Source organism: Stenotrophomonas sp. 93052_Sma (genome assembly GCF_056481145.1).
Map to the genome: position 1 here is coordinate 4,389,390 of NZ_CM151134.1, position 24,265 is coordinate 4,413,654.

The following is a 24,265-nucleotide window of genomic DNA, read 5'->3' on the forward strand; positions in this document are numbered from 1 at the left end:
ATGGACACGACCCTGACGGCGATCTCGCGCGGAGAACCGCCTCCTGAGACGGACACCACGACACTTCGAGCACTCTTTCACCAACTCGAAGGAACCGGCGATGGCCTCTCCAAGGTATTCCGGGCGACCGAGCTGGAGAAATGGTGGGACTCGCGACAGGAGCAGCTCCGACAGCGGTGCGCCCAGCAGGGCTGCGCCCTGACCCCCGACCTCGTGGTCAAGAAGGGTGGCGGCCGTGGCCTACCCTCCCGGCTGTCCTTCGGGTTTCGCCCGACGCGTGAGGCGGAAACTGAGGACAACACGACGCCCGAGGTCAACCCGACCTCGATGCGCTACCAAATGGATCCGGTCAAGCCTGCGCTGTGGCTAAGGCTGACGGTCGGCAGCCGGCCGTTCCCTGTGCAGTCCTGGCGTGGCTACGTGCTCATCGGCAGTGCCGCCATGAACATGGTGCTGATGGGAATCGCCTGGTTCTTGCTGTTTTCCTCATGGGGCCGGAGCGCCCCTGTGACCACCGCAACACTGGCTCAGCTCGGCCTCGTGATGCTGGTGACAGCCGGGCTGTGGTGGTTGTCGCGGCCGGTGTTCCAGCTGCCCACACAGCGGGTCACCATGGCAGGGCCGTCATTTCTGGCTCTGAGCGAGCTCTACGGCCAGCTTCGCACCATGCCGGCACCTGGTCGAAAGCTGAAGTCCCGCGAATTCGCCGTCGTGCGCCACTGGGGCACGTGCCCGATCTGCTCGGCCGAAGTGGATCTCGACCACGGACGGGCCGCGTTCCCGGATCGGCTGGTTGGTCGCTGCCATGATGCACCGCTGGAGCACGTGTTCTCGTTCGACCCGGTGCGCCTAGTGGGTCGGCCGCTGGTCGAAACAACGCGCGAAGAGACTAATTCACCCTCGTAAGACCAAAAAAATGAAGACTCGACCCCAGCCTGCCAGCCCCCATTGGCTGGCAGGCTAGTCGATCAGGTTGCGCTCCCCACCGGGCGTCGCGTGTGGCAGTCAAAGCCAGCCACGTTCCGCCAGGGTCACCGTCTGCAGTCCACCGACTACCACGTGATCGATCAGGCGCACATCGACCAGGGCGAGCGACTGCTTGAGGCGTGTTGTCACGGCGCGATCGGCAGCTGAGGGATGTTCCGAACCAGAAGGGTGATTGTGGGCCACGATCACCGCGGCGGCGTTGCAGCGGAGTGCATGACGGACTACCTCCCGCGGATGGACTTCGGCTCCATCGATGGTTCCGTGAAACAGTTCCACGTACTCGACCAGACGGTGACGGGTGTCCAGAAAGGCAGCGGCAAAGACCTCCTGACCCAACCCGCCCAGCTTGTCGCGGAAGAATGCCTTGGCGGTCTGGGGGTCCGAAAAGGCGGCCCCACGGTGCATCCTCTGCCCGACGACGGCGCGGGCCGCCTCCAAGACCTCGTCGGCGCTGGCAACCTTGTAGGATCGCGTGCCGCTTCGAACGTACAGCGGGGGCAAGCTCATGGGTGGTGACTCCATCTGGTTCTCCTCGATGAATTTTCGTGTCCTGATTCGACGGCAACAGAAAAGGGGCGCGGATGCGCCCCTTGTTCCCTGCCCTCACGTTGCCCTGCCTTGCCCGCAAGCCAGGCAGTTCCGACGAGCCCCCGCTACGCGACGGGGACGTCCTCCTGCCCGGCAACCTGACCGGGATCCCCCAGATCCAGCGGTCGCTTGACGCGCTGCATGACCTTGACCTTCTCCATGAAGGTGTTGAGGCCGTAAAGCGCGAAGCCGTACACCACAGCCCCACCAATCGCTTTCAGCATTGTCTTTCTCCTATTCGTTGACGACTAACCGGTCCCCAATCGGGCGACCTTGTTTTCCAGCCTGTCCTGCAAGTTGCCGCCTGCAGGCCCGTTCGTGACGCCATTCCCGCCCACACCCGCCTCGGCGGGATAGAACTCCTCCACCACGGCCGGTACGTCCTCCACCAGGTCCTCGAACGCACCGTTGGCAAAACCGTGCCTGGCGGCCTCATCCAGCGCCGCCTGATCGAATCCCGCGTCCTTGCGGGCTTGGTCAAGCGTCCTCGCCTCCACGATGGCCTGCTCCAGCGACAGGCCTGACCTGATCACCAGGTCGACGTAGTAGATCGCCGACCTGAAGCTCATCGTCGTGGACTTGCCGCGGAGCTTCAGTTCGAGCGGCATGCACGCCAGACGACCACCCGAGACGGCATCGAAGTACGCCAACCGGGCTGCCAACGTCCGGATCGTGTTGTACGACGTGGTGCGGAGCACGAAGCTTCCGAGTTCGTCCTCGTCCCCGACCCTCACGTTCAAGCGGGCGTACGCCTTGCACTCGCCCATGGCGAAGGGGCAGCCGTCGGGGCCAGGACAAGCTTCCTGCGTGATTCCGCCCTTGCCCATCCTCCGGCTGGTCTCCCCGTTGCCGACACACACCGGCCTGCCGGTCGTCCGGTCAAAGAGCGAATAGTCCGCGCGCAGGTTCAAGCCGGGATCGTTGAAGAGCAGGCAAACCGGAATCGAACGCAGCTTGCCGCCGGACTCCTTGCGCAACGTTTCATCCAGCGGATGCAAAATCCAGCCTTCCCGATTCTGGACCTGGCTCGTCAGAGTGAACTGGTCATCCTTCTCCGGCAGGCGTTTGCCGTTGCGCTCGACCACGCGGCCGATTGAGATCCGCCCGATCACGGGCGGTGTGATCGCCAAGCCTTTCAGCATGATCATGCTCCTTCGTTCTGGTTGGGGACGATCCGGAACCGCCGGGATCCGGGACGCTCAACGGTGAAACCGACCACGAGATCCGGGTGAGCCTCGGTCAACCTCTTGAGGTCGACGCTCGTGCCGTCCTTGGAGCGCCGGTAGGTGATCTCGCCGGTCGGGAAGATCGCCCGGGAGGCATCCCCCATCGACTGCTCCAGCTGCTGGCGCATCTGCTCTGCCCGCTTGTCCATCTGCGCAATCTCGTCGCGCAGCAGCACCAGCCCGTCGAAGGTGGCCGACAACTCGGCGTCTTCGCTGAAGTCGATGCTGGTGTCGTTGCCGGTGTAGAGGCTGCGTAGCGCCCGAGCGGCAGACTCGCTTCCATCGGCCGGCGGCGGGGTGTCCTGGGTCACGTGCTCCCAGAACCTGGCCTCCAGCACGATCAGGCGGGAGATCACCTCCTCGTCCCGTTCGATCCGATGGACCTCAAGCTTCTGGCCGCACAGGAGGACCGCCACATCTGCGGCCTGCTTGCCGGTCACGGCCAGCTGGTGCTGGACCTGGAGCTGGACGTACTCCGGCACACCGTCGCGCCAGAGCCGTGACCCGAACTCCCCAGCTGTCTTGCACTCGAGAATCTGGACATCCGGCACACCGACCACTTCCCGATCGATGTTGGCCAGCATGAAGCTGTAGGTCGGATGCTGAAGCACCGCATTGACGCGGCGCACCTTTCGCTCGGTCCGCTCGGTGTAGGCCGCGGCGACAAGCGGCTCCAACAGGGTGCCCCAATACATGGGACTGTCCTGACCCGGCTCTTCGCCACGAACGGCCCTGCCGGTCTTCTCCATCCAGAGTTCCAGCTGGCTCTTGTACGGACACAAGCCCACCGCGGCCGCCGCGTCTGAGCTGCCGATGCCTTGCTTGCGAACTTCCAACCACTGCTCTCGCTCCAGGGAGCGTGTATCGACCAGGCGAATCGCCGCTGATCTGCTCATTTCCGATTCTCCAATAGAAGAAGCCCGGCCTCCGTGGGGAGGCCGGGCTTATGGGGTTGCCTGACAACGTCGAAACTTAGGCCGGCGATGTCGCCATCGCTGCGGCCACCACGCCGTTGAGGATGCTCTGAGCGCTCTCAGGACCCCCTCCGGCCAAGAGGTGCTTGCCGAAGGCCACGCCGAAGGGCTCGGCCACCTCGTAGCACCAGACACCGGGGAACACCTCACTGCATGCGCGCCAGGCGCGAGTCAGAAGCTCGGCCTGGTCGATACATACCTGGACGTAGCCCAACTCCCCCTGGAACGGAACCTTCGCGTACGGGGCCCCGCTTTTGTCCAGCGCCTGTTTGGCGCCTATCGCGATGTACGCAACGTCGAGCTGATCGACTTCCATTGGTCAGGTCACCAGCTTCATGGCTTCGTCCCACGCCCGCCGCTTGATCTGGGCACCCGCCCCGAACCATGCCGCCTCCCTGCGATGGTCGTCGCTCCTGGCCCGCCGGTGGTGATCGACGAACTCGGTCACGCTGCTCAGAACACCCCAGGCCGTTCCCTTGGCACTCGCCAGATCCGAGCCCTTGCCTGCTCCGTCGTACAAGGCCCGGGCCACCGTGAACGCCTGTTCGTTGACCGCCACCCCTTGCCCGTCCGGGTTGGGGTAGGTCAGCACCCGGCGCAGGAGCCCATCCACCGAGTCGGGATCCACCGGGCACTCGACAAGCGCCTTCATCCGGGCCACGAACGAGTCCCAGCTCGACACGGTGATCCCCAACTGGCGCTTCACCACGTCGGGATCGAAGTGGCTGCGATGCGGCATCTTGACGGCTCCCGCGTTGCTGCCGAGCGCGATGGCCAAGGTGTTGTTGCACACGACCCGCACCGAAGTAAATTGGGCGGTGGTCGCCAGTGTCCCATCACAGGCCGTGGCCAGCAGCAGGTAGCCGTCAACGCGATCCTTCCTCTTCAGGACGGTGCTCTGGCCGGTCTTGGCCAAGGCCCAGAACTTGCGGCCTTCGCGCAGGACACCGGCCGATTCCAGCTCGAAGCCACCGACTTCGGTCAGATCGCGGTAAAACTCCAGGATCTCGCCCGGCTGGACCACTTTGTACCGCTTGGACACGACCGACAACGGCGCGTGCGTGTCGGACCGGTACAGGACCTTCTGGTCTGGGAAGGCGTTGATGGCCCCGATCCCGTTCTTGCCGACCACGTAGCGGACTTCGGACTCTTCGATCGACCAATCCATCCCGGCCTCTCGCTTCCAGACATCGATCGGCTGCTGCGGCGCCAGCTTGTGACCGAGGCCGTGCCAGGGCTGCTCGCCGGCATAGGCCATTGTTTCAACCAGGTGCATCGTCTCATCTCCTTAATCTCGGGCATAAACGCACAAGGCCCGGCGATTGCCGGGCCTTGTGGTCTGTCACGGGTTGGAACAGGGGAACTTCGGGCGTTTACAGTGGACGCATCTGGCAACACTCACCAGAGCTGCTGCGATTACTACAAGGACGCAGTAGATCGCCTCCGACCTGTCACTCATAGAGAATCCATGATGAAGGCGCACAAGGAGCGCTGTGCCCTTGCGCAAAGCCAGACCCTACTGGCTTCAACGGGGTGATATGTGGATGAAACATTTTTGAATCGAGTATTGATGCGTTGTTCAACCCCTCGGCCGACAGTGCGTGCGCTGATGCCGCTGCGTCACGGATCAGTTGTGGCGGGTCAGCCTCTGCCGGCACCGACCAGCCAACGTCCGCTCCCGACCCAAAGCGGACATCGCTGGCTCCAAGTCTCCGTCGCGGTCGACTGATTCTCGTGATCAACGCTTCGACCGCATACCTAGAAGCGGTACAGGAGCCGACCCTGGAGCAGCGGGCCGGCGAGCCCCCCCCCTCAGTGACTGCCGACGAACTCCTATTGCGGAAGGCACCGAGATCGGTGTCCGGAGACCATCGCTGGGCACAGTCGATTCAGCCAGCGGCGTCTGCTGCTGGTTCACAGCGGAACCAGCGCATAGCCTTGCTGCTGCAGCGTGATGATGCTGGTCAACGCCGAAAGCGATATTGCGATGCTGGGTGCCAGCGAGTTGCTGTCCAGCTGCCGGGAGTGCAAGGCCTGGCCGCACACGAACATTTGCACTCCCGCCGCCGACAGTTGCGCGATCAGCCCGAGGTTCGGGTTAGCGACCCCATGGCGGACGCGGTACGCGGGATCAGCCAGCGCTGAATCCGTTGCTCCTTCGCTGAGCAGCACGACGAAGTCCAACTGCTTCTTCGTCACTCCGCTTGCCTTGAGCAGGTTGACGGCGCGCGACCCGCTCCAAGCCCGGATCCGTCGCAGCGGGTGAAGCCGGCGCCACGGTCAGGCTGAATACCGCCCGCTGGCGCATTTTCGGGTCGGGTTGGTGGGCGGCGTCCGGCAGGACGATCGCTTTGCCATGCATGGCGATAGTGTGGGCGGGAGACGTCGCCGGCGTCGCCGCCTGCGCGAAGTAGGTCATGCCCGCCAGCACCAGGCCCAATAGCAAGGATGTGCCCCGCATCAGCGCGGTCCGAGCACGGTGGCCAGGTCATCTGGTGCCGGCATGCCGGCTCGGCGCTGGACCGTGCCGTTGTCGTCGCGGAACAGGATGCCCGGCGTGCCTTGGAACCCTAGTTGGACCATCAGTCTTTGGTTCGCATCGAGGGTGGCGCGCACATTGGCGGGCACGGAGGCCGCCGGCTTGATGCCGCCTGAGCTGTAGCTGGTTTCATTGCGACGGAGCGCCTCCGACGGCGAGCTGGCGGTCATGATCGTGGCAACCTTGTTGGCGCTGTCCGGACGGATCACACCGACCATGATGTGCCGCAGTTGCACCTTGCCCGAATCCACCCACGGCCGCGCTGCACTCCAGAACTTGTTGCAGAACGGGCAGTTCGGGTCGCTGAACGTGTAGATCACGCGGGGCGCATCGGCCTTTCCGTCGGCGATCCATTCGCTCGCCTCCAGCAGTGCCCAGGTGCGGGCCGACATCGGACCGGCGACAAGTCGCTGCAGCGCCTCGGCGCCGATGTCCTCGCCCTTTGCATTGATCAGCGTCCCAACGACGGCATGTTCGCCGTCGTTGGTCGCGTATACCGCCACGGGCTGCTGGCCTGCGACGCCTGCAAAGCCGCGAAGACCCGATGGGGCGTCGAACTCGCCGAGCACTTCGAAACCCTGGGCTTCAATGGCTTCGATCACGGCGGGCCTTTCAGTCTCCGGGTTGCTGGTGGCGTTCGTTGGGACAGCCGGTGCGGTGGAAACCGACTTTTCCTCGGCGGCCTGACTGCAACCGGTGGCGAGCAGCAGGGCGGACGAAAGCAGTATTGCAGTGGGGTTCACTCGTGCCATCACGGCACCTCCTTGGTTGGAAGGGTTGGGGGACTCGATGAGGGCGCAGCACCGAAGCGCCGCAGCTTTACGGCAAGGCTCGCATTCGAGAGTTCGCCCATGTGGGTGTCCACAAGCCGGCCGTCGGCATCGAAGAACAGCGTCGTTGGCAGGCCGCGCGAGCCGGACTCCTGCATTACGGACGAGAATGGATCGAGCAGCACATTGCTCAGTTGCAGGTGACTCTCGCGCAGGTAGTCACGGATCTCCGATTCGGATTCCCCCTGATTGACGAAGACGAACGTCACGTCGCCGCGTTCTTCCTGCGCCTTGGCCAGGACCGGCATTTCGCGGCGACACGGCGGGCACCACGTCGCCCACAGGTTCACGACCATCGGCTCGCCGGTCATCGCCGAAAGCTTCGTGCTGCCGCCGTCGAGCGTGCTCAGTTCGGTTGCCGGCAGTTTCATCACCGACTGCTGCATCAACAGCAGCGCGCCACCGAGAACGGCCCAGGAAGCCAGCCCTGCGATCGCACCGAACAGCAGCGGACGTCGCAGCGCGGGAGCGTTTCGCGCTCGCCATGCGCCGAATGCGAGGCCCGCGAGCACGCCCGCCCAGATCGAGAAGCCGCCGTCGCCGATGCGGACAATTGACCACGGATCCGCGAGGTACTGCGGCCACCATGCGAGCACGAAGGCTAGCCGCGCCGCGAGCACGCCGACCATCAGCATGTCGAGGAACGTCGAAAGCGGCTTGATCGCGGGTTGCCCGGGCAAGGGCACAACGAACTGCCGGGCGACCAGTGCGGCAATCGCGAGTGCGACCAGCAGCACCACCAGGGACATGGGAAACGGGCCAAGACTGACCATCATTGCGCTCCTTGCTGGACGCGCTGCAGGCGGGCCAGGAATGCTTCGGGGGTGATCTCGCCCACCGTGCGCTCGGCGCGGTGTTCTTGGCCGTCGGGTCCGATGAGCAGCAACGTCGGCGGACCGGCCACCTGCCATGCCTTCATCAATGCCCGATCGGCCACATCGTTGGCGGTGACGTCGGGCCTCACGACCTGCATGCCGGCGAGCATCGATGCCACCTGCGGATCACCGAACACTTCCCGTTCGATGACATGGCAGGAAACGCACCAGTCGGCGTAGAAATCGACCAGCGTCCATTGGCCTCGCGCACCGGCTTCGGCGATGCGACGTGACAGGTCGTCGGCCGTCTTGGCTTGGACGAAGGCGACCGTCGGCGCGGCTGTCTGCGCACTCGCATCGCTGGCACCGAGTCGTTCCAGGGGGCGCCACGGATCGCCGGAGCCGCTGGCACCGCCAATCATGAGTGCCAGTGCCCAGACCGCCGACGCGGCTGCAAAATAGCGCGGCAGCCACAGGCGCAGCGGGCCGCTTGCAGGCGGTGCGACCAGGGCCAGGAAACCCGCCGCCACGCCGAGCAGCCAGGCGCCCCATAGCACCAGCGCCGTCGCCGGTGCCAGCACCCGCGCCAGCATCGATATCGCCAACGCCAGCAGGACGTAGCCGAAGACCGCCTTGACGCGATCCATCCACGCGCCGGGGCGCGGCAGGATGCGTGCGCCGAACACCGCAATCGCGAGCAGGGGCAATCCCATGCCCAGCCCAAGCGCGAACAGCGCCAGGCCGCCGGTCAGCGCGCTGCCGGACTGGCTGATGTAGAGCAGCGCGCCGGCAAGTGGCGCAGTCATGCACGGTCCCACCAGCAGCGCGGACAGGAACCCGAGCGCGGCGGCGCCAGCGAGCGTGCCGCCGCGCTGCTGGCGACCGGCGCGATCCAGGCGGTCGCCGAGCCACGCCGGCAACTGCAGCTCGAACGCACCGAACATCGACAGCGCAAGCACCACGAACACCGCCGCGAAGGCGCCCAACAGCCACGGGTTCTGCAAGGCCGCCTGCAGGTTGGCACCGGCGATCCCGGCGGCCACGCCGAGCGCGGCGTAGGTCAACGCCATCGGCAGAACGTAGGCCACCGACAAGGCGAGCGCACGCCGCGTGGTCGGCTGTCCGCCAACGATCAGGCTGGAAACGATCGGGATCATCGGCAGCGTGCACGGCGTGAACGCGAGCAGCAGCCCCATGCCGAAGAACACCGCGACCGACGCGAACAGGCTGGCATCGGCGAGGCGGCTGGCGAAGCGCTGGTCCTCGCCGGCAACGGAAGGCGCCGGGGCGGCCTCCCTGATCGAGCCCGTGACGGATGATGCGCCGACGCCTGCCGAGTTTTGTGCGACGGAGGCCGCAGAGGGGGAGGTGGGCGGCTGCGGGGCGCTGTCGCTTGTCGCCTTTTCCGAGGGCGGCGTCGTCGCTGCGGTGTCCACAGCGGCATTGGTTGCCGGTGGCGTCTCGACCGATGGCAGATCGACCGGCATGGTCTGCGGCGGATAGCAGATGCCGGCATCTGCGCAGCCCTGCCAATGCAGCGTCGCCGAGCGTGCGTCGCCACCATTGACTATGATTTCGACAGTGTCATAATAGACCTCGGTGCGGCCGAAGAACTCGTCGGTTTTCGCCCTGCCGTTCGACAACTGCAGCGGCAACGCCTTGCCGCCGTCGAGAACAACGCTCAGGCGGTGTCGATAGAGGTAGTAGCCCGGCGCGATAGTGCCGCTCAGCCGGGTCGCGCCATCCTTCACGGCCGTTGCCTCGACCCTGAACACCTCGCTGACCTCGAGGAACTCGGGCTGCTGCTGCCCGCTCGGTGGTGCGAGCCAGCCTTGCGCCATCGCGGGCACGGGAACCGCCAACATCGGCAACATCAACAGGCTTAGCAACAACCGGCGCAGCAACAGCATCATTCAGTACTCCGGAGATCCAGGCCGGCCACGATGAAGGCGCGCGATTAAGTCACGATTAAAGGCCCCCCAGGCTGGAGCCATGACCCGGCGGTGGCGACGCCGGGTACCCTGCGCTAGGGTGCAGCGCGCATCTGGTTTCCGGAGTTGGCATCAATGAGGATCCTGGTCGTTGAGGACGACGAATTGATCGCCCGGGGCATAGTCTCCGGTCTTCGGGCTTTTGGAATGACAGCCGATCGCGTGGAGAGCGTCGCGCACGCCGAACTCGCGCGACAGACGACCCATTGCGACGCGATGGTGCTGGACCTTGGGCTGCCCGACGAGGACGGTATGCAGCTGCTGGTGCGCATGCGCCAGAGCGGTGATGAATTGCCGGTGCTGCTGCTGACCGCGCGATGCGGTGGAAGATCGCATCGCCGGCCTGCAAGGCGGCGCCGACGACTATCTGGTCAAACCGTTCGATCTCGGCGAGCTCGTGGCACGGCTGCACGCCTTGTCGAGGCGTGCCGCTGGCCGCAGCGTGAACCTAATCGAAGCCGGTTCACTGGCGCTGGATCCCGCCAGTGGGCAGGCTTGGCTCGACGGCATACCCGTCGACCTGTCGCGTCGCGAGACCGCACTGCTCGCCAGCCTGATGCAGGCAGGCGGGCGCTGCCTGTCCGGCGAACAGCTCAAGGACAGCCTGTACGGTTTCGAACAGGAGGTCGGCAGCAACGCAATCAACGTGCACATCCATCACCTGCGCCGGAAACTCGGTGCCGATGTCATTCAAACCGTGCGCGGACTCGGATATCGGTTCGGCAGGGCCGAGCCATGAGCCTGCGATTCCGCCTGGTGCTGACAATCGGCATCGCCTTGGCGGTGCTGTGGAGCGTGGCGGCGGCGTGGATGCTGCGTGACCTCGATCGCAACCTGCAGCATACCCTCGACGACCGGCTGGCGATGTCGGCACGCATGGTGTCCGGACTGCTGGCGCAGGGCGCGTTGGTGGGCGCCTCGCCGGTAGCGGCGGCTGATGCGGTGACCGTTGCCGGCAGTCGCGGGATGGCGTGCCAGATACGCTCGCTGCGTGGGGAGGTGATCGCCACCACCCAGGGCGCATCCAGCGCACTGATGGCGACCGACGCGCCGGGCTATCGCACGCGTGAGATCGAGGGTACGGCGTGGCGTACCTACACGCTGGAGGCGAACGGTTACAGCATTACCACTGCCGACAGTCTCGGTGAGCGTGCCGAACTGAGCCGCCAGATCGCGCTGGCGGCCGGGCTGCCGTTCCTGATTGCCGCGGTGGGTGGCTTGCTTGCGTTGTGGCTGGGCGCGGGCCGTGCGCTCGCGCCGCTCGATCGGCTGCGTCGCACGCTTGCGCAACGCCAGCCCGATGCCGACGAGCCCCTCGACGCGCAACCAATGCCGGGCGAACTCCGGCCATTGGTCGAATCCCTCAACCACCTGCTGCAGCGCGTTTCCGACGCGGTGTCACGAGAGCGCAGCTTCACCAACCATGCTGCGCACGAACTGCGCACACCCTTGACTGCGATCGACACTCACCTGCAGGTTGCGCGGCTGACTGGTGGCGAGGACTCACGACGTGCGCTGGCCGATGCCGGTGAAGGCGTGCAGCGTATGCGTGCGACGCTGGACCAGTTGCTGATGCTGGCGCGGGTCGAAGGACGGCTGCCGTTCGACGACGGACAGTGGATCACCGCCGCGCAGGTGGTGGAGCAGGCGGTGGCGGCCAGCAGTCCGGCGGCCAATGGCCGGGTCGTTGTCGTGGCTGGAAGCGGTAGTCAGGCGGTGCCGGCGGTGCCTCCCGCGCTGTCCGTGGCGGCGTTGCGCAACCTCGTCGACAACGCGTTGCGCTATTCGCCTCCGGGAAGTGCCGTAGACCTTGTTGCTGATGCCGATGCCACCACGGTACGGTTCCGTCTGACCGATCGTGGCGCTGGTCTCGAACCTGACGAGTACCGGCAGGCGACGCAACGGTTCTGGCGAGGACGCGCGACCGGCAGCGCAGGAGGCAGCGGGTTGGGGTTGACGATCGTCGAGGCAATCGCCGAGCGTCATGGCGGGTACGTGGTCTTGCGTCCCAGGGAGGGAGGTGGGACGGTCGCGGAGCTCGTCCTGCCGAGGCAGGACGGTTAGATTCGGCGGCCGTGGAATGCCTCCAACCCCCGACCCTCGCTAACCTTGGGGGCTTTCCGCCATTTCCTGACAGTACTGGCGAAGGTGCTCCGGCAGGTCCGGAGGACACTGCCCGCACGCCTTGTTACCCGGCACGGCATAGTCGATGAACTTCGGGTATGGCAGGTTCAGGTTTTCCATCAGCTCGATGAAATCCTCGAGCGTGCGTTCGGCGCCGAGCCGCGGGTTGCGCTGCTTCTCCTGCGCGATGCTCGATACCCACCGCCCCTGGTAGTCATGCGCCGGGTACACGAGCGTCTCGCCCGGGAGGCCGAACAGCCGACCGCGTACGCTCTCGTACAGTTCACGCGCGTCGCCGCTCTGGAAGTCCGTACGGCCGCAGCCGTCGATCAGCAGCGCGTCGCCGGTGAACACGCGGTCATTCATCACCAACGCGAAGTGGTTGTCGGTGTGGCCGGGCGTATGCATCGGGTCTATGCGCACGCCGCCGACCTGCAGGGGGACGCCGTCTTCCATCGGCACGTCGGTACAGGACAATGCATCGAGCGCGGGGGTAGCGATGCGGCTGCCTACCTCCCGCCGGAGCATCGACGCCGACGTGATGTGGTCCGCATGAATGTGCGTGTCGATCGTCATAACGAGATTCAGACCGAGCTCGTTGACTACCTGCAGGTCGCGCTGCCAGGCGGGCATCACCGGATCCACGAGGGCGGCTTCGCGCGTTTCGGGGCAGGCGATCAGATAGGTGTAGGTCGAAGACACCGGCTCGAAGAGCTGGCGGAAGATGGTGGCGGGACCGATCATGACCGGGCTCCTTCATTTTCCGCGAGCGCGACCACCGCCGGCTCCAGCGTCGCCAGACCGGCCTCACGGCCGCGCTTGAGCGCCGCTTCCAGCGAGCAGCCGCGGTTGAGTGTCGCGTCAAGCGCGATCATTGCGCCCACGCGGTTGGAACTCGCGCAATGGATCAGGACCCCGCCTTCGCGGCGCGCATCGTCCAGCGTCTGGCCGAACTCGCGCACCCGGGCTCGGTCGAGATCGGCGGCGCCGGAGATCGGCAGCGATACGTAGTGCACGCCGAGCCGGGCGGCCTCGGCGGCTTCGTCGTACTCCGCCGGCTCTTCTGGGGCACGCAGATTGATAACCGTACGCACGCCCTCGCGCACGAGTTCGGCCAGATGCGCAGGCGTGGGCTGCCCACCGGCGTAGTGATCTTCAGCGAAGCGCCAGGGTGTGTTCATGGGAGCCTCCGGAACGTTTGCGGGGAAGAACGAAATTCAGATCCAGCCGAGTTCACTCGCGGTGCGGTACAGCATGTACACCGCGACGACGACGATCAGGCCGGCAAGCACCGTGTTGAGCACGCCCTTGCGGTCGCCCAGGCGTGTGGCGAGGCGGGCGCCAAACAGACTGCCGACCGCGCCGCCGCCGATGAACGCCACCGCAAGCGACCAGGCGACCAGTCCGGAGCTCGCGTAGCTCAATGCGGTGGTCAGTCCGAAGGCGGTAACGGCGAGCAGCGATGAACCGACCGCGAACAGGATCGGCATGCCGGTCGAGGCGATCAGGCCCGGTACTACCAGAAAGCCCCCTCCAATACCGAAGAAACCCGACAGGAGCCCGGTGACCGCGCCCGAACCCAGCAGCTTCGGCGCGTTGCCCCGATTGAGCACCACCGCCGGATCCCCTTCACTTCCGCGCGAGCGGAACATCATGCCGGCGACCACGAGCATCAGGAGCGCGAACAATGCAAGCAGCTGCTGCCCGTCCATGGCCTTGCCGAGCATCGCCCCGAACCACGCGCCCAGCACGCCGGCGATAGCGAACGCCGCGGCGCAACGCCACTTCACGTTGCGCTTGCGGGCATGGTTGGTCAGGCCGATAAGTGCGTTGGCCGCAACCGCAAGCGCGCTGGTGCCGATCGCCACATGCGGGTCGCGCACCCCGACGAGGTAGACCATGAGCGGGACCGCGAGAATGGAGCCGCCGCCACCGACCAGCCCGAGCGTGAAGCCGACGACGCCGCCGGAAATGACCCCCATCACTAACTGGAACGTGGTCATTGGACAGCCTCCTGGCTGCCACAGTAGGCGGCGTATAGCGTATCGAGCACGCTTGCAGCAGGGCCCTCGGCTAGCGCGTAGTAGATGGTCTGCGCCTCGCGACGCGTCGTGACGAGCTGCATCTCGCGCAGTACGGCCAGGTGCTGCGACAGGGCGGACATGCTGAGCCCGGTAATCGGCTGCAACTCTCCTACCGAAGCCTCGCCCTCGACCAGCTGGCACAGCACGAGCAGGCGTGCCGGATGGGCCAGTGCCTTCAACAGTGCGGCCGCTTCATTGGCATGCTGCGCCATCTGCTCGGTCGAGGGCATCGGACGTATCTTCTTTGATGAACGGGCCATGGCGGATGTAGTTTAGTAAGTTCTTGACAAGGACAGGTGACGAATGTAATGTAGCAGTACCTAAAGTACAGAGCAAGAAGCTGTCAAATGAATCCGCAGGTGCAGAGCTTTTACGACCCGGCCACGTTCACCTTCACCTACGTGGTCTACGATCGTGACGGTGGCCATGCCGCCATCGTCGACCCGGTGCTCGACTACGATCCCGCCTGTGCCCGAACCTCGACCGCCTCGGCCGACCGCGTGCTCGCGTTCGTGCGCGATCATTCGCTGATCGTGGACTGGATCCTTGAAACCCATGCGCATGCCGACCACCTGACGTCGGCGGCATACCTCAAACGCGAAACCGGCGCGAAGGTCGCGATCGGTCGCGGTATCACCCAGGTGCAGGAGCGCTTCAAGGCGCTGTTCGGGATGGAGCCGGAGTTCGCCACCGACGGCCGCCAGTTCGATCGGCTGTTCGTCGATGGAGACACGTTCGCCATCGGCGAGCTCGAAGCGCGTGCGATCGCGACGCCCGGTCACACCGACGATAGTCTGACCTATCTCGTTGGTGACGCCGCGTTCGTGGGCGATACGGTGTTTGCCCCTGAAACGGGCACCGCGAGAGTGGACTTCCCAGGGGGCGACGCGCGCAAGCTCTACCGATCGATCCGCACCTTGTTCGATCTGCCCGCCGACACCCGCCTGTTCCTGTGCCACGACTACCCGCCGGCCGAGCGCGAGGCGCATCCGCAGAGCTCGCTCGACGAGCAGAAGCAGCGCAATGTGCATGTGGGCGGCGAGGCAGATGAGGAGACGTTCGTGAAGTTGAGGACCGAACGGGATGCAAGACTGGCGGCGCCCAAGCTGATTCTGCCGGCGTTGCAGGTGAACATTCGCGCTGGCGAGCTGCCGCCGACGGACGCGAACGGCATCCGCTACCTGCGGCTGCCCCTGAACCAATTGGGAGGTGAGGCATGACCACGTGGATGATCGCCCTGGCAGGCGGGGTGCTGATTGGACTGTCCGCGACGTTGTTGCTGTGGCTCAACGGACGGGTCGCGGGCGTCAGCGGCATCCTCAACGGCGTTCTGTTCCCGAAGGCAGGTGATGTGTCGTGGCGCGCCATGTTTTTGCTGGGCTTGATCGTCGCCGCGGGCCTATACATGGCACTGGTGCCCGGTGCACCACTGCCGCGGACGGACTATTCGCGAGTCGGGCTGGTGGTCGCCGGGCTGCTGGTGGGCTTCGGCACGCGCATGGGCAACGGCTGCACGAGCGGCCACGGCGTGTGTGGGCTCGGCCGACTGTCCATGCGCTCGCTGGCGGCCGTCCTGACCTTCATGGCCACGGCCATTGCAACCACCTTCCTTGTGCGCCACGTCTGGAGTTGATGATGAAGTTCTCGATTGCCGCGCTGCTGTCGGGTGCGCTGTTTGGTCTGGGGCTGGCAATGTCGGGCATGACCGACCCCCGCATCGTGCTCGGCTTCCTCGACGTGTTCGGAGATTTCGATCCGACGCTGGCGTTCGTCCTCGGCGGCGCCGTCACCACCACCGGGCTGCTGTTCCGCTTGGTGCTGCGCCGTGGCAGCCCGGTGCTCGCCGATACGTTCCAGCTGTCGAACCTGAAGCAGGTCGACCGCAAGCTGCTCGGCGGTGCGGCACTGTTCGGAATCGGCTGGGGTATCGCCGGCTACTGTCCAGGTCCTGCACTCGCGGGCCTGGGGATCGGCTCGGTCGAAGCGCTGTGGTTCATCCCGGCCATGCTGGCTGGCATCCTGTTGCACCGTGTCGTCAACCGCGCCTGAGGTTATGCCATGAAGCCTATTCCATTGCTCTTCCTTGTCGTTGCGCTCGCAGGCCCCGGCTGCGCCTCCGCCACGTACCCGACTGCACTGCCGACCGTTGCGGATGCGGTGTCACCTGCGCCGGGCATCGTGTCGGCGGGGCGGCTGGATGCCGACGACATCTCACGCGTGCGTGATGCTGGCATCCGCCACGTCATCGACCTCACCTTGGATGCGGAGACGCCAGATTTCGACGAGGCGGCAGCCGTCCGCGCGGCCGGCCTTCTGTACTCCAACCTGCCATTACGCGGTGCAGTGGATCTCACCCGTGAGAACGTGATGGCGTTTGATGCCATTGTTCGAGACGCGAAACGTCCGGTGCTCGTGCACTGTGCCAGCGGCAACCGTGTCGGTGCGATGGCAGCGCTCCGGGCCGCATGGGTGGACGGAAAGGAGGCCGATGAAGCGATCGCGATCGGAAGAACCTGGGGGCTCAAGGGTCTTGAGGAAGAGGTGCGCCGCAGGATCGAGGCCGACGCTTCCCAGGCCAGGAGCAAGGTCCCGGGCTAACGACCGCTGCGTGCCGGGTCCGGTCAGTGCCGGACTGCGTCCATGATCCGGTAAGCGTTCGCGCCGGCGACCTGCCGTTCTTCGTACCCGGCACCGAGGGCGTGCTGATACATCCGAAGGTAGCCCCCCAAGACGACGAGCACGTCATCACAAAGAACTATCCGAACTCGTTCCACAAGACGGACCTCAAGGAGACACTCGATTCCGACGGCATCGAATAAGTCACGGTTATTGGCCGATGAGCCACATGTGCATCGACGCGACAACTTGCGCCGCGGCTATTTTGGTTACAAGACAACGGTCGTGCACGACGCCTGCGCAACCCGCGAGCTCGAGTTCGATGGGAAGAGCGTGCCCGCCGAGCAAGTGCATACGGCCCTGATGTCAACGCTCGCATTCGGGTATGCGGAAGTCATTTCAGCCGACACCTATCTGGCCAAATGACATCTGTTGGGGCGTGCAGCGCGATTTGCTTGGCGGTAAGTCATCGGCCGCTCTCTCATCCCTGGCGTTGCTACGTGATGTCCGCTCTTGTCCGGAAGCGGTCGTCGCTTGAGGGGCGGCTTACGACCCAAGGCGGACGCGCATGCGTTTATCTTGTCTGTGGACGCATTCTTTCCACGGAACCCTACCGTCTGGTCCAGCAGGTCAGAGCAATCTTGCTAGCCGTAACCGCCATGCACCGTTGTGCCGACTGAAACGCGCATTGGCGGCGGGCCGGCCTAGATAATCGCATCCTCGACTAGCTGCGTAGCACGGCTTTTCGTCGGACTCGGCCACTCGTCGCGACTTAAATCTCTAACGTCAACACTACCAACTTCCCACGCCACTGCCTGAAATTTCGCTGCTCCTGTCGGATAGGGAGCGCCGCCAGAAACAGAAAATCGAATTGGCACTTTCAGGTTCGCTTGATGAAACGCAGCGATGGCTGCAGCAAAAGCGCTCTGGTGGGCGGCGTCCCTATGCAGAAACTTAAAGCTCTTGCTGGCGTTGTCTTTGGAGGGCATAACATCACGGGCTCCCCCCACAAAGGGTCTGCGCGAGAGAACTTTGTTGATATCTCTCGAATGACCAGCAAGTACTAGCAGACATGTTGCGTTCGGGTGCGCTCGCTTCATGAGGCAGAGACGGATGAAATCCGCCATCAAATTCGTCACCGAGCAGTGCGACGATCCGGCCCATTTTGCCTCAATAAGAACTTGTGGATCTGATGCAGGCTGTCTTCCGTCATCATAGATCAGTGCGAAGTCGACGCTACGCTTTCGACCACCGCCAATCTTGCGCTCGGCATCTGGGACGCGCTGGAGCGCGGCCAGAGGGTAGTCCGCATGGACCCGGGCTGCTTTGTGGTCCCCATGCAGAGAGCTGGCGACATTACCAATTGCGCTCTTGAACGAGCTCTCGGAAAACAGACCTGCCCTGAAACAGCAGGTTTCGAAGTGCATCCAACTGCCTAGCGCTTCAGCAAAGCGCCTTGTGTCCGTCATTCGCATGATTGTCACCTTGCCGGAAAATTAAACCTGCTCCCCGGGGTCTACGTCGCGCGATGGGCTGTGTGGTCAAGCCTTCGAACCACAGCAGACGCACTCCCCGGAGCTGCTGACTCAGCGAAAAGCACGACTTCGTCCAGTCGAATGCAACAACAACGCTGGCTCATTCACGCCATTTCAGTCAGGTCAGGACCGCACCATCATCAGCATCAAGCCGAACACATCGGCGCGTGCCTCAACTCGAATGAGCCCAAGTAGCTGGCGACGCAGTACGCGTTCTTCGACGCCAAGCGGCACCCCTACCACGAGTTGCTCCACGCGCATTGTCGTCAATTGAGCGACGATGCGCGAACTCATCTGTGACTCGAAGCCTATGCGCGACGTCTCAACTCGTCTAGGTAGTTTGCCCAAGCCCGCATCATCCTTCTGCGCTCTTCTAGGTGGGTAGTCCGGTTATACGCCCGCCCCAGCGGATCCCGTACCGCATGGGCGAGTTGATGCTCGATGAAGTCCGGCCTGAATCCAAGCACCTCGTCCAGCAGGGTTCTCGCCATGGCCCGAAAGCCATGGGCAGTCATCATCTCGCCGTCGAACCCGAGGTTGCGCAGAGCAGCGTTGATCGTGTTCTCACTGATTGGCTTCTGGATGCTGCGCACGCTCGGAAAGACGTACTGGCTTTTCCTTGCGTAGGGCCGGACATCCTCCAGGAGCTCGACGACCTGCCCCGCCAAGGGAACGATGTGCTGGGTCTGAGTCTTGCTGGTGATGTAACGCCACTCAGCCGCATCCAGGTCGATATCCTCCCAGCGCGCCGCACGGAGCTCGCCCGGCCTGACGAACAGGAGCGCCGAAAGCTTGAGCGCAGCGGAGACGATGGGCGACCCTTGGTAGCCGTAGATCGCCTTGAGAAGCTTTGCCACCTCCTCTGGCTCAGTCAGGCTTGAGAAGTGCTTGGTTTTCGTAGGGGTCAACGCACCGGCAAGACTCAGGGCGGGGTTGTTCTCTGCACGGCCGGTGGCGATGGCATAGCGAAAGACCATGCCCGCAGCGGCGCGAGCCCGATGCGCCGTCTCAAGCGCTCCACGGGCCTCGATCTTCCGCAGGGCCTTCAGCAGGATTGGCGCAGTCACGCTCCGAACGGGCAGATCAGCGATGCTCCCTAGGTCGCGCTCCAGCATCCGGCGCTCCCGAACGACTGACCCGGGGGTCAGCTTCTTGGCCCGTTGCGCCACTAGTTCTTCAGCAAGAGAGCCAAAGGTATTGCCGGCCTCTTCCTCCTGTGCCGCCCGCTCGATCTTCACCACGAGAGCCGGGTCCATGCCCTTCTTGAGCTGGGCCCGGGCCTTGTCCCGCTCGGCGCGAGCTTCTGCAAGGGAAACCGCCGGGTAATCGCCGATGGTCAGCATGTTCGCCTTGCCGGCGAACCGGTACCGATAGCGCCAGATCCTGGCCCCCGAAGGCCTCACCTCGACGCACAGCCCATTGGCGTCGGCTAGGCGATAGACCTTGCCCTGGGGCTTGAGGCTGCGCAGCTTGGTGTCCGTCAACATGGCTGTGAGTAACCGGTATGTGAGTAAGCGAAGACCTTCCGGTCATCTTACTCGCACCGTTACTCACGTTCCAGCTGGATGAAGGCGCACGCGACCGGACCTGGCTGGACATGAAAGCCGAGAATGAGGTCGTTTTTCTAGGATATTCGGACTGACCTGGACGTTGCCGGATCAGTAGATGGTGGGCCCACCAGGATTCGAACCTGGAACCAAGGGATTATGAGTCCCCTGCTCTAACCGTTGAGCTATAGGCCCTGCGCAGCTTTACAGTGTAGTGGAGCCTGCGCTCAACCGGCTACCCGCCGGCGCCAAGACACACTGAAAAACCCTCAGCCATCGCTGCGCAACGCCACGCGCCCAGGCTTGCGCAACAGCTGGCTCACCCAAACCGCGCGCCCATCTCCCGCACCCGCTCGGCGTTCGCCCCCGCCAACGACCGCATTGCCGGCGACTGGATCCGCCCGTCAACAGCCACGCACTGCCAGAATGCTTCAGCCACCGGTGCCGCCCAGCGCAGATGCTGCAGATCACCACTGCCCAGCGGCGCGACCGGCGACAGCGGCTCGTCCGCGCGCAACACGCCCAGCTTTGACGGCGCCAGCGACATCGGCAGCATGTCGTAGACCGGCGCCAGCGGCAGCGGGCCGCGATCAATGAAGTGGAAGGCGATGTTGCCGTGGTGCATGTCGCTGTTGCCGATCAGCCGCCCGAACGCATGGCGTCGGCCCATCGCCTGCACGGTGTCGGCCGTCAGCCAGCCTTGATCACGCAGTTCGGCGCCTGCAACCGGCCACGCTGGGGTGACCTCGCCGGTGAACGCAGACGATAGCGACAGCAGCGAGACCAGGCCTCGCCGCCCCAGCAGATCGGGCGTGCGGTCGAAGCGCTCGATTTCCAGGAAGGTGTGCGTGGGCGACTGCAGCAGTTCGCTGGACGCCGCGGCTTGCCCGGACTCGCGCAGGGCCTCAAGCGCCAGATGTTCGCAGACCAGCAGATCGCTCCAGCGCTGGGCGGCGGCGCCTTCATCGGGCTGCGCGAACTTGACCAGGACCGAGCGGCGCCTGCCGTAGGCCTCTACGGTGGCGGTGAACTTGGGTTGCTCGCCACCCGGCGAGGAGCCCACGTCCTCTCCGTCCAGCGCAGCACGCGCACGCTCGCGATACTGTGCAAGACGATCGTCGGCCGCAACCCGATCGATCGGCGCCTGCAACGTCTTCATCGCCGCCTCCACGGCGGCGGTACCGAGCAGCAGATCGCCCGCTTCAGTCCCGCCAGCGGTTACCAGGGCCATCAACACATCGTCCGGTTGCCAGCTCTTGAGGTCCTTCGGCAGGCCGAGCGCCTGCGCTCGGCCATGGGCGAAGCTGCGACCAAGAAATCCCTGCGGTCGCAGGTCATCCAGGTACCACGGCAAGTCAGGAAAGAAGGCGGCAACGTCACCTTCGGGCGCGCGTCGCAGGTTCGGGCAGTCAGGCCCGGCATCGACGTGGAAGCCGCCTCCCACCAGCGCAATTACCCGCCCCAGCTCCTCCAGTGTCGCATCTTCGCGCAGCCGGTACAGCGGCCATTCGCTGCCGGCCCGGGTGGGCCGCCGCAGCGCATAGGCGGTTGCCCGGGTGCTGCCCATGCGCACCACCTGCGGGCCACTGGCGGCCACCAGCCGGCTGAGCGCCATCCGGTCCACCCCCAGACGCTCGGCCAGCGCCGCGGCAGGTAGCGGCTGGCCGGGGGCCAGCTGAGCGATCAGATCCAGTACCTGTGGGCGTTGAGCGCGTGGCATGTGCATTACGTAATACGAAATTTGTTACGTAATTAGCATCAAAAAAGCGGGACTGCAAGCGCGGCCATGCACCTATGAGCTTGAAAATAATGGATATATTCACGAAGAGCCAGCTTCGACGCGGGTCTTTCGTTACATTACTTGTTACGTAATCATAAGCCTCAGCCGAGCATGGGCTGGGCTTTGCAGAGATATGGTGGGCAAAGAAAAACCCCGCCGAAGCGGGGTTTCTCTCAACGCTTCAACAGCCGCTGGAAATCAATCGATATCCAGGAAGCTGCGCAGCTGCTCCGAGCGGCTCGGGTGACGCAGCTTGCGCAGCGCCTTCGCTTCGATCTGGCGGATGCGCTCGCGGGTCACATCGAACTGCTTGCCGACTTCTTCCAGCGTGTGGTCGGTGTTCATGTCGATGCCGAAGCGCATGCGCAGCACCTTGGCTTCCCTCGGGGTGAGGCCGGCCAGCACGTCGCGCACGGTTTCAGACAGATTGATGTTGGTGGTGTTCTCGATCGGGGACTCCACGTTGGTGTCCTCGATGAAGTCGCCCAGATGGGAATCCTCGTCGTCGCCGATCGGGGTTTCCATCGAGATCGGCTCCTTGGCGATCTTCATCACCTTGCGGATCTTGTCTTCCGGCATGTCCATTTCCTTGGCCAGCTCCTCCGGCGTAGCCTCGCGGCCGTACTGCTGGAGCATCTGGCGGGAAATGCGGTTCAACTTGTTGATCGTCTCGATCATGTGCACCGGAATACGGATGGTGCGCGCCTGGTCGGCGATCGAGCGGGTGATCGCCTGGCGGATCCACCAGGTGGCGTAGGTCGAGAACTTGTAACCGCGGCGGTACTCGAACTTGTCCACGGCCTTCATCAGGCCGATGTTGCCTTCCTGGATCAGGTCGAGGAACTGCAGGCCGCGATTGGTGTACTTCTTGGCGATCGAGATCACCAGGCGCAGGTTGGCCTCGACCATTTCCTTCTTGGCCTTGCGCGCCTTGGCTTCACCGTAGGCCATGGCACGGCTGATTTCCTTCAGCTCTTCCAGGTCCAGCTGGGTCAGCGTCTCGATGTCGATCGTCGCCTGCTGTTCCGCGATGATCTGGTCCTTCACTTCACGCAGGGCCGACGACCACTTCTGCTTGCGCTTCAGTGCGTCTTCCACCCACTCCAGGTTGGTCTGGTTGCCTTCCCAGGAACGGATGAAGTCCTTGCGCGGCATGCGGGCGGTGACAGTGGCCAGGTTCAGCACGCGGCGCTCGTGGGCCTTGATCGACGCCATGGTGTCGCGCAGCTGCTTGGTCAGCACGTCGGTCAGCGGCAGCGGCAGCTTCAGGGTGACGAACACCGCCGACATCTCTTCGCGCAGGCGCGGCAGGTTCTTCTTGTCGCCCTTGGTCGCCGCCTTCTTGAAGGCGTTGAAGGCATCGCTCAGCGCCTGCATGCGCGCAGCGACTTCCTCCGGGTCCGGACCGGTCGGTGCGGCTTCTTCCTCGCCACCCTCGACATCATCGTCCTCGTCCTCGTCGCCTTCGGCGTCGGCATCGCTGCTGTCATCGGCAGCAGCCGCCGGCGGCGCCGGCTCTTCGTCGACCAGGTCGTTGAAGCCAACGATCACTTCGGCCAGGCGCTTCTTGCCTTCCTTGTGGGCTTCGTAGTCGGTCAGCAGCGACTCGACCGAGACCGGGAACTGGCCCAGGGCGGCCTGGACCTGCGAAAGGCCTTCCTCGATGCGCTTGGCGATGGCGATTTCGCCTTCGCGGGTCAGCAGCTCGACGGTGCCCATTTCGCGCATGTACATGCGCACCGGGTCGGTGGTACGGCCACCTTCGGTGTCGAGAGCGCTCAGCGCGGCGGCAGCTTCTTCGGCCGCGGTGTCATCGACTTCGCGGTTACCGGTGTTGCCATCGTTGAGAAGCAGGGTTTCCACATCCGGCGCAACTTCATGGACATCGATGCCCATGCCGTTGATCATGCCGATGATGTCTTCGATCTGTTCCGGGTCGACCATGTCGTCCGGCAGATGGTCATTGACTTCGGCGTAGGTCAGGTAGCCCTGTTCCAGGCCCTTGCTGATCAGTTGCTTGATTTCGGATTGGGCAGGACGTTCGTTGGCCATGTAGTGCTCGCGCCACCGGCTAGGGAGAAATAGGGAACGTAGCATTATACCAGCCCGGGGCCCCGCCTGCCGGGCGGTGGTCCCGCAGGCTCAGGGCCTGAGAAGGAAGGTCACGGGACCGTCATTGACCAGGCTGACGACCATATGGGCACCAAATCGGCCCGTTTCCACCCCTGGCGCGTGATTTTCACGACAGATCTCGACAAATCGATTGAACCCGCGTTCAGCCTCGTCCGGCGGTGCGGCGCTGGTGAAGCTGGGCCGCATGCCCGAGCGGGTATCGGCCGCCAGGGTGAACTGGCTGACCAGCAGCAGGCCGCCGCCGGTATCGCGCAGCGACCGGTTCATCTTCCCGGCCTCGTCGGCGAACACCCGGTAGCCCAGCAGGCGCTCGGCCATGCGCCGCAGCTGGGCCTCGGTATCGCCCGGTTCCATGCCCACCAGCGCCAGCAGGCCCGGACCAATCTGGCCGACCGCTTCGTCATCGACGTGGACGGCAGCCTGGCTGACACGCTGGATAAGGACGAGCATCGTGGGCTCCAATGAACGGGGCCGGCCACGATAGCAGCGCCCTTGG

The 24,265-nt window shown here is 64.5% G+C and carries 29 protein-coding genes, 1 tRNA gene and 1 pseudogene; 10 read left to right on the forward strand and 21 right to left on the reverse strand.

The window, feature by feature from the left end; translation table 11 throughout:
- Window positions 1–906 (forward strand): hypothetical protein, encoded by a 906-nt coding sequence (locus ACZK2V_RS20465; RefSeq protein WP_153854606.1) that lies wholly within the window; start codon window positions 1–3, stop codon window positions 904–906.
- Window positions 907–1,005: 99 nt separating this feature from the next.
- On the opposite strand, the gene radC is transcribed toward ACZK2V_RS20465, so the two are convergent.
- From radC to dsbD, 10 genes are all read right to left on the reverse strand, one after another.
- A complete protein-coding gene (radC, locus tag ACZK2V_RS20470) occupies window positions 1,006–1,494 on the reverse strand; it encodes a RadC family protein (RefSeq protein ID WP_228756292.1) in 489 nt (162 codons plus the stop codon).
- A 146-nt stretch (window positions 1,495–1,640) separates the two neighbouring features.
- Window positions 1,641–1,799, reverse strand: a complete 159-nt coding sequence (locus ACZK2V_RS20475; RefSeq protein WP_153854607.1) for a hypothetical protein — start codon at window positions 1,797–1,799, stop codon at window positions 1,641–1,643.
- 24 nt (window positions 1,800–1,823) lie between these two features.
- The gene (locus tag ACZK2V_RS20480; protein WP_101101481.1) at window positions 1,824–2,717 is read right to left on the reverse strand and encodes a recombination directionality factor; all 894 of its coding nucleotides are present in this window, start codon (window positions 2,715–2,717) and stop codon (window positions 1,824–1,826) included.
- A gap of 2 nt (window positions 2,718–2,719) precedes the next feature.
- Window positions 2,720–3,697, reverse strand: a complete 978-nt coding sequence (locus ACZK2V_RS20485; protein WP_101101288.1) for a YqaJ viral recombinase family nuclease — start codon at window positions 3,695–3,697, stop codon at window positions 2,720–2,722.
- Between the two features lie 76 nt (window positions 3,698–3,773).
- Window positions 3,774–4,091 carry a hypothetical protein gene (locus ACZK2V_RS20490; protein ID WP_101101290.1) on the reverse strand — a complete coding sequence of 106 codons (318 nt, stop codon included), beginning with the start codon at window positions 4,089–4,091 and terminating at the stop codon, window positions 3,774–3,776.
- A gap of 3 nt (window positions 4,092–4,094) precedes the next feature.
- The gene (locus ACZK2V_RS20495; RefSeq protein WP_153854608.1) at window positions 4,095–5,051 is read right to left on the reverse strand and encodes a DUF932 domain-containing protein; all 957 of its coding nucleotides are present in this window, start codon (window positions 5,049–5,051) and stop codon (window positions 4,095–4,097) included.
- Between the two features lie 638 nt (window positions 5,052–5,689).
- Window positions 5,690–5,974, reverse strand: a complete 285-nt coding sequence (locus ACZK2V_RS20500) for a DsrE family protein (protein ID WP_486322737.1) — start codon at window positions 5,972–5,974, stop codon at window positions 5,690–5,692.
- Window positions 5,975–6,235: 261 nt separating this feature from the next.
- Window positions 6,236–7,066, reverse strand: a complete 831-nt coding sequence (gene dsbG / locus ACZK2V_RS20505; protein WP_153854610.1) for a thiol:disulfide interchange protein DsbG — start codon at window positions 7,064–7,066, stop codon at window positions 6,236–6,238.
- Window positions 7,066–7,917 carry a TlpA disulfide reductase family protein gene (locus tag ACZK2V_RS20510; protein ID WP_052101377.1) on the reverse strand — a complete coding sequence of 284 codons (852 nt, stop codon included), beginning with the start codon at window positions 7,915–7,917 and terminating at the stop codon, window positions 7,066–7,068. The genes dsbG and ACZK2V_RS20510 overlap by 1 nt, the downstream gene beginning before the upstream one ends.
- Complete coding sequence (gene dsbD, locus ACZK2V_RS20515) at window positions 7,917–9,872, reverse strand: protein-disulfide reductase DsbD (RefSeq protein WP_228756295.1); 1,956 nt, start codon at window positions 9,870–9,872, stop codon at window positions 7,917–7,919. Before dsbD ends, ACZK2V_RS20510 begins: the two co-directional genes overlap by 1 nt.
- A 153-nt stretch (window positions 9,873–10,025) precedes the next feature.
- Between dsbD and ACZK2V_RS20520 the strand changes: the two are divergent.
- From ACZK2V_RS20520 to ACZK2V_RS20530, 3 genes and pseudogenes are all read left to right on the forward strand, one after another.
- Window positions 10,026–10,208: pseudogene (locus ACZK2V_RS20520) on the forward strand (response regulator); the annotation flags it as partial.
- Window positions 10,209–10,272: 64 nt separating this feature from the next.
- Window positions 10,273–10,689 (forward strand): winged helix-turn-helix domain-containing protein, encoded by a 417-nt coding sequence (locus tag ACZK2V_RS20525; RefSeq protein ID WP_486323348.1) that lies wholly within the window; start codon window positions 10,273–10,275, stop codon window positions 10,687–10,689.
- Entirely contained in the window at window positions 10,686–12,014 is a 1,329-nt protein-coding gene (locus ACZK2V_RS20530; RefSeq protein WP_100441022.1) for an ATP-binding protein, read from the forward strand. The genes ACZK2V_RS20525 and ACZK2V_RS20530 overlap by 4 nt, the downstream gene beginning before the upstream one ends.
- A gap of 39 nt (window positions 12,015–12,053) precedes the next feature.
- Here the strand turns inward: ACZK2V_RS20530 and ACZK2V_RS20535 are convergent, their stop codons facing one another.
- Genes ACZK2V_RS20535 through ACZK2V_RS20550 form a run of 4 tightly spaced genes read right to left on the reverse strand, consistent with a single transcriptional unit; the run spans window position 12,054 to window position 14,388 of the window.
- Complete coding sequence (locus ACZK2V_RS20535; RefSeq protein ID WP_100441023.1) at window positions 12,054–12,818, reverse strand: MBL fold metallo-hydrolase; 765 nt, start codon at window positions 12,816–12,818, stop codon at window positions 12,054–12,056.
- Entirely contained in the window at window positions 12,815–13,255 is a 441-nt protein-coding gene (locus ACZK2V_RS20540; RefSeq protein WP_486322738.1) for a protein tyrosine phosphatase family protein, read from the reverse strand. Before ACZK2V_RS20540 ends, ACZK2V_RS20535 begins: the two co-directional genes overlap by 4 nt.
- 36 nt (window positions 13,256–13,291) lie before the next feature.
- On the reverse strand, window positions 13,292–14,077 hold the full coding sequence (locus ACZK2V_RS20545; protein ID WP_024890245.1) for a sulfite exporter TauE/SafE family protein: 786 nt from the start codon (window positions 14,075–14,077) through the stop codon (window positions 13,292–13,294).
- Complete coding sequence (locus ACZK2V_RS20550; RefSeq protein ID WP_043689608.1) at window positions 14,074–14,388, reverse strand: ArsR/SmtB family transcription factor; 315 nt, start codon at window positions 14,386–14,388, stop codon at window positions 14,074–14,076. The genes ACZK2V_RS20545 and ACZK2V_RS20550 overlap by 4 nt, the downstream gene beginning before the upstream one ends.
- 117 nt (window positions 14,389–14,505) lie before the next feature.
- Between ACZK2V_RS20550 and ACZK2V_RS20555 the strand changes: the two genes are divergently transcribed.
- The 6 genes from ACZK2V_RS20555 to ACZK2V_RS20580 are packed head-to-tail and all read left to right on the forward strand — an operon-like array spanning window position 14,506 to window position 17,200.
- The gene (locus ACZK2V_RS20555) at window positions 14,506–15,378 is read left to right on the forward strand and encodes an MBL fold metallo-hydrolase (protein WP_486322739.1); all 873 of its coding nucleotides are present in this window, start codon (window positions 14,506–14,508) and stop codon (window positions 15,376–15,378) included.
- On the forward strand, window positions 15,375–15,791 hold the full coding sequence (locus ACZK2V_RS20560) for a YeeE/YedE family protein (protein ID WP_024890248.1): 417 nt from the start codon (window positions 15,375–15,377) through the stop codon (window positions 15,789–15,791). Before ACZK2V_RS20555 ends, ACZK2V_RS20560 begins: the two co-directional genes overlap by 4 nt.
- Window positions 15,791–16,207 carry a DUF6691 family protein gene (locus tag ACZK2V_RS20565; RefSeq protein WP_024890249.1) on the forward strand — a complete coding sequence of 139 codons (417 nt, stop codon included), beginning with the start codon at window positions 15,791–15,793 and terminating at the stop codon, window positions 16,205–16,207. The genes ACZK2V_RS20560 and ACZK2V_RS20565 overlap by 1 nt, the downstream gene beginning before the upstream one ends.
- A gap of 9 nt (window positions 16,208–16,216) precedes the next feature.
- On the forward strand, window positions 16,217–16,756 hold the full coding sequence (locus ACZK2V_RS20570; protein WP_100441027.1) for a protein tyrosine phosphatase family protein: 540 nt from the start codon (window positions 16,217–16,219) through the stop codon (window positions 16,754–16,756).
- A 26-nt stretch (window positions 16,757–16,782) separates the two neighbouring features.
- Complete coding sequence (locus ACZK2V_RS20575) at window positions 16,783–16,977, forward strand: isochorismatase family protein (RefSeq protein ID WP_052338391.1); 195 nt, start codon at window positions 16,783–16,785, stop codon at window positions 16,975–16,977.
- 28 nt (window positions 16,978–17,005) lie between these two features.
- Window positions 17,006–17,200, forward strand: a complete 195-nt coding sequence (locus ACZK2V_RS20580) for a hypothetical protein (protein ID WP_198551474.1) — start codon at window positions 17,006–17,008, stop codon at window positions 17,198–17,200.
- A 278-nt stretch (window positions 17,201–17,478) separates the two neighbouring features.
- Here the strand turns inward: ACZK2V_RS20580 and ACZK2V_RS20585 are convergent, their stop codons facing one another.
- From ACZK2V_RS20585 to dtd, 7 genes are all read right to left on the reverse strand, one after another.
- Window positions 17,479–18,249: a hypothetical protein gene (locus ACZK2V_RS20585; RefSeq protein ID WP_153854611.1), complete on the reverse strand. Its 771-nt coding sequence runs from the start codon at window positions 18,247–18,249 to the stop codon at window positions 17,479–17,481.
- Between the two features lie 183 nt (window positions 18,250–18,432).
- Complete coding sequence (locus ACZK2V_RS20590; RefSeq protein WP_153854612.1) at window positions 18,433–18,603, reverse strand: hypothetical protein; 171 nt, start codon at window positions 18,601–18,603, stop codon at window positions 18,433–18,435.
- Between the two features lie 14 nt (window positions 18,604–18,617).
- Complete coding sequence (locus ACZK2V_RS20595) at window positions 18,618–19,796, reverse strand: tyrosine-type recombinase/integrase (protein WP_153854613.1); 1,179 nt, start codon at window positions 19,794–19,796, stop codon at window positions 18,618–18,620.
- Between the two features lie 179 nt (window positions 19,797–19,975).
- Window positions 19,976–20,051: transfer RNA gene (locus ACZK2V_RS20600), tRNA-Ile, on the reverse strand.
- 124 nt (window positions 20,052–20,175) lie between these two features.
- Complete coding sequence (gene yjjJ / locus ACZK2V_RS20605) at window positions 20,176–21,576, reverse strand: type II toxin-antitoxin system HipA family toxin YjjJ (RefSeq protein WP_239509216.1); 1,401 nt, start codon at window positions 21,574–21,576, stop codon at window positions 20,176–20,178.
- Between the two features lie 258 nt (window positions 21,577–21,834).
- Window positions 21,835–23,688, reverse strand: coding sequence for an RNA polymerase sigma factor RpoD (gene rpoD, locus ACZK2V_RS20610; RefSeq protein ID WP_486322740.1), 1,854 nt, complete (start codon window positions 23,686–23,688; stop codon window positions 21,835–21,837).
- A gap of 90 nt (window positions 23,689–23,778) precedes the next feature.
- A complete protein-coding gene (gene dtd, locus ACZK2V_RS20615; RefSeq protein ID WP_049401012.1) occupies window positions 23,779–24,219 on the reverse strand; it encodes a D-aminoacyl-tRNA deacylase in 441 nt (146 codons plus the stop codon).
- Between the last annotated feature and the right edge of the window lie 46 nt (window positions 24,220–24,265).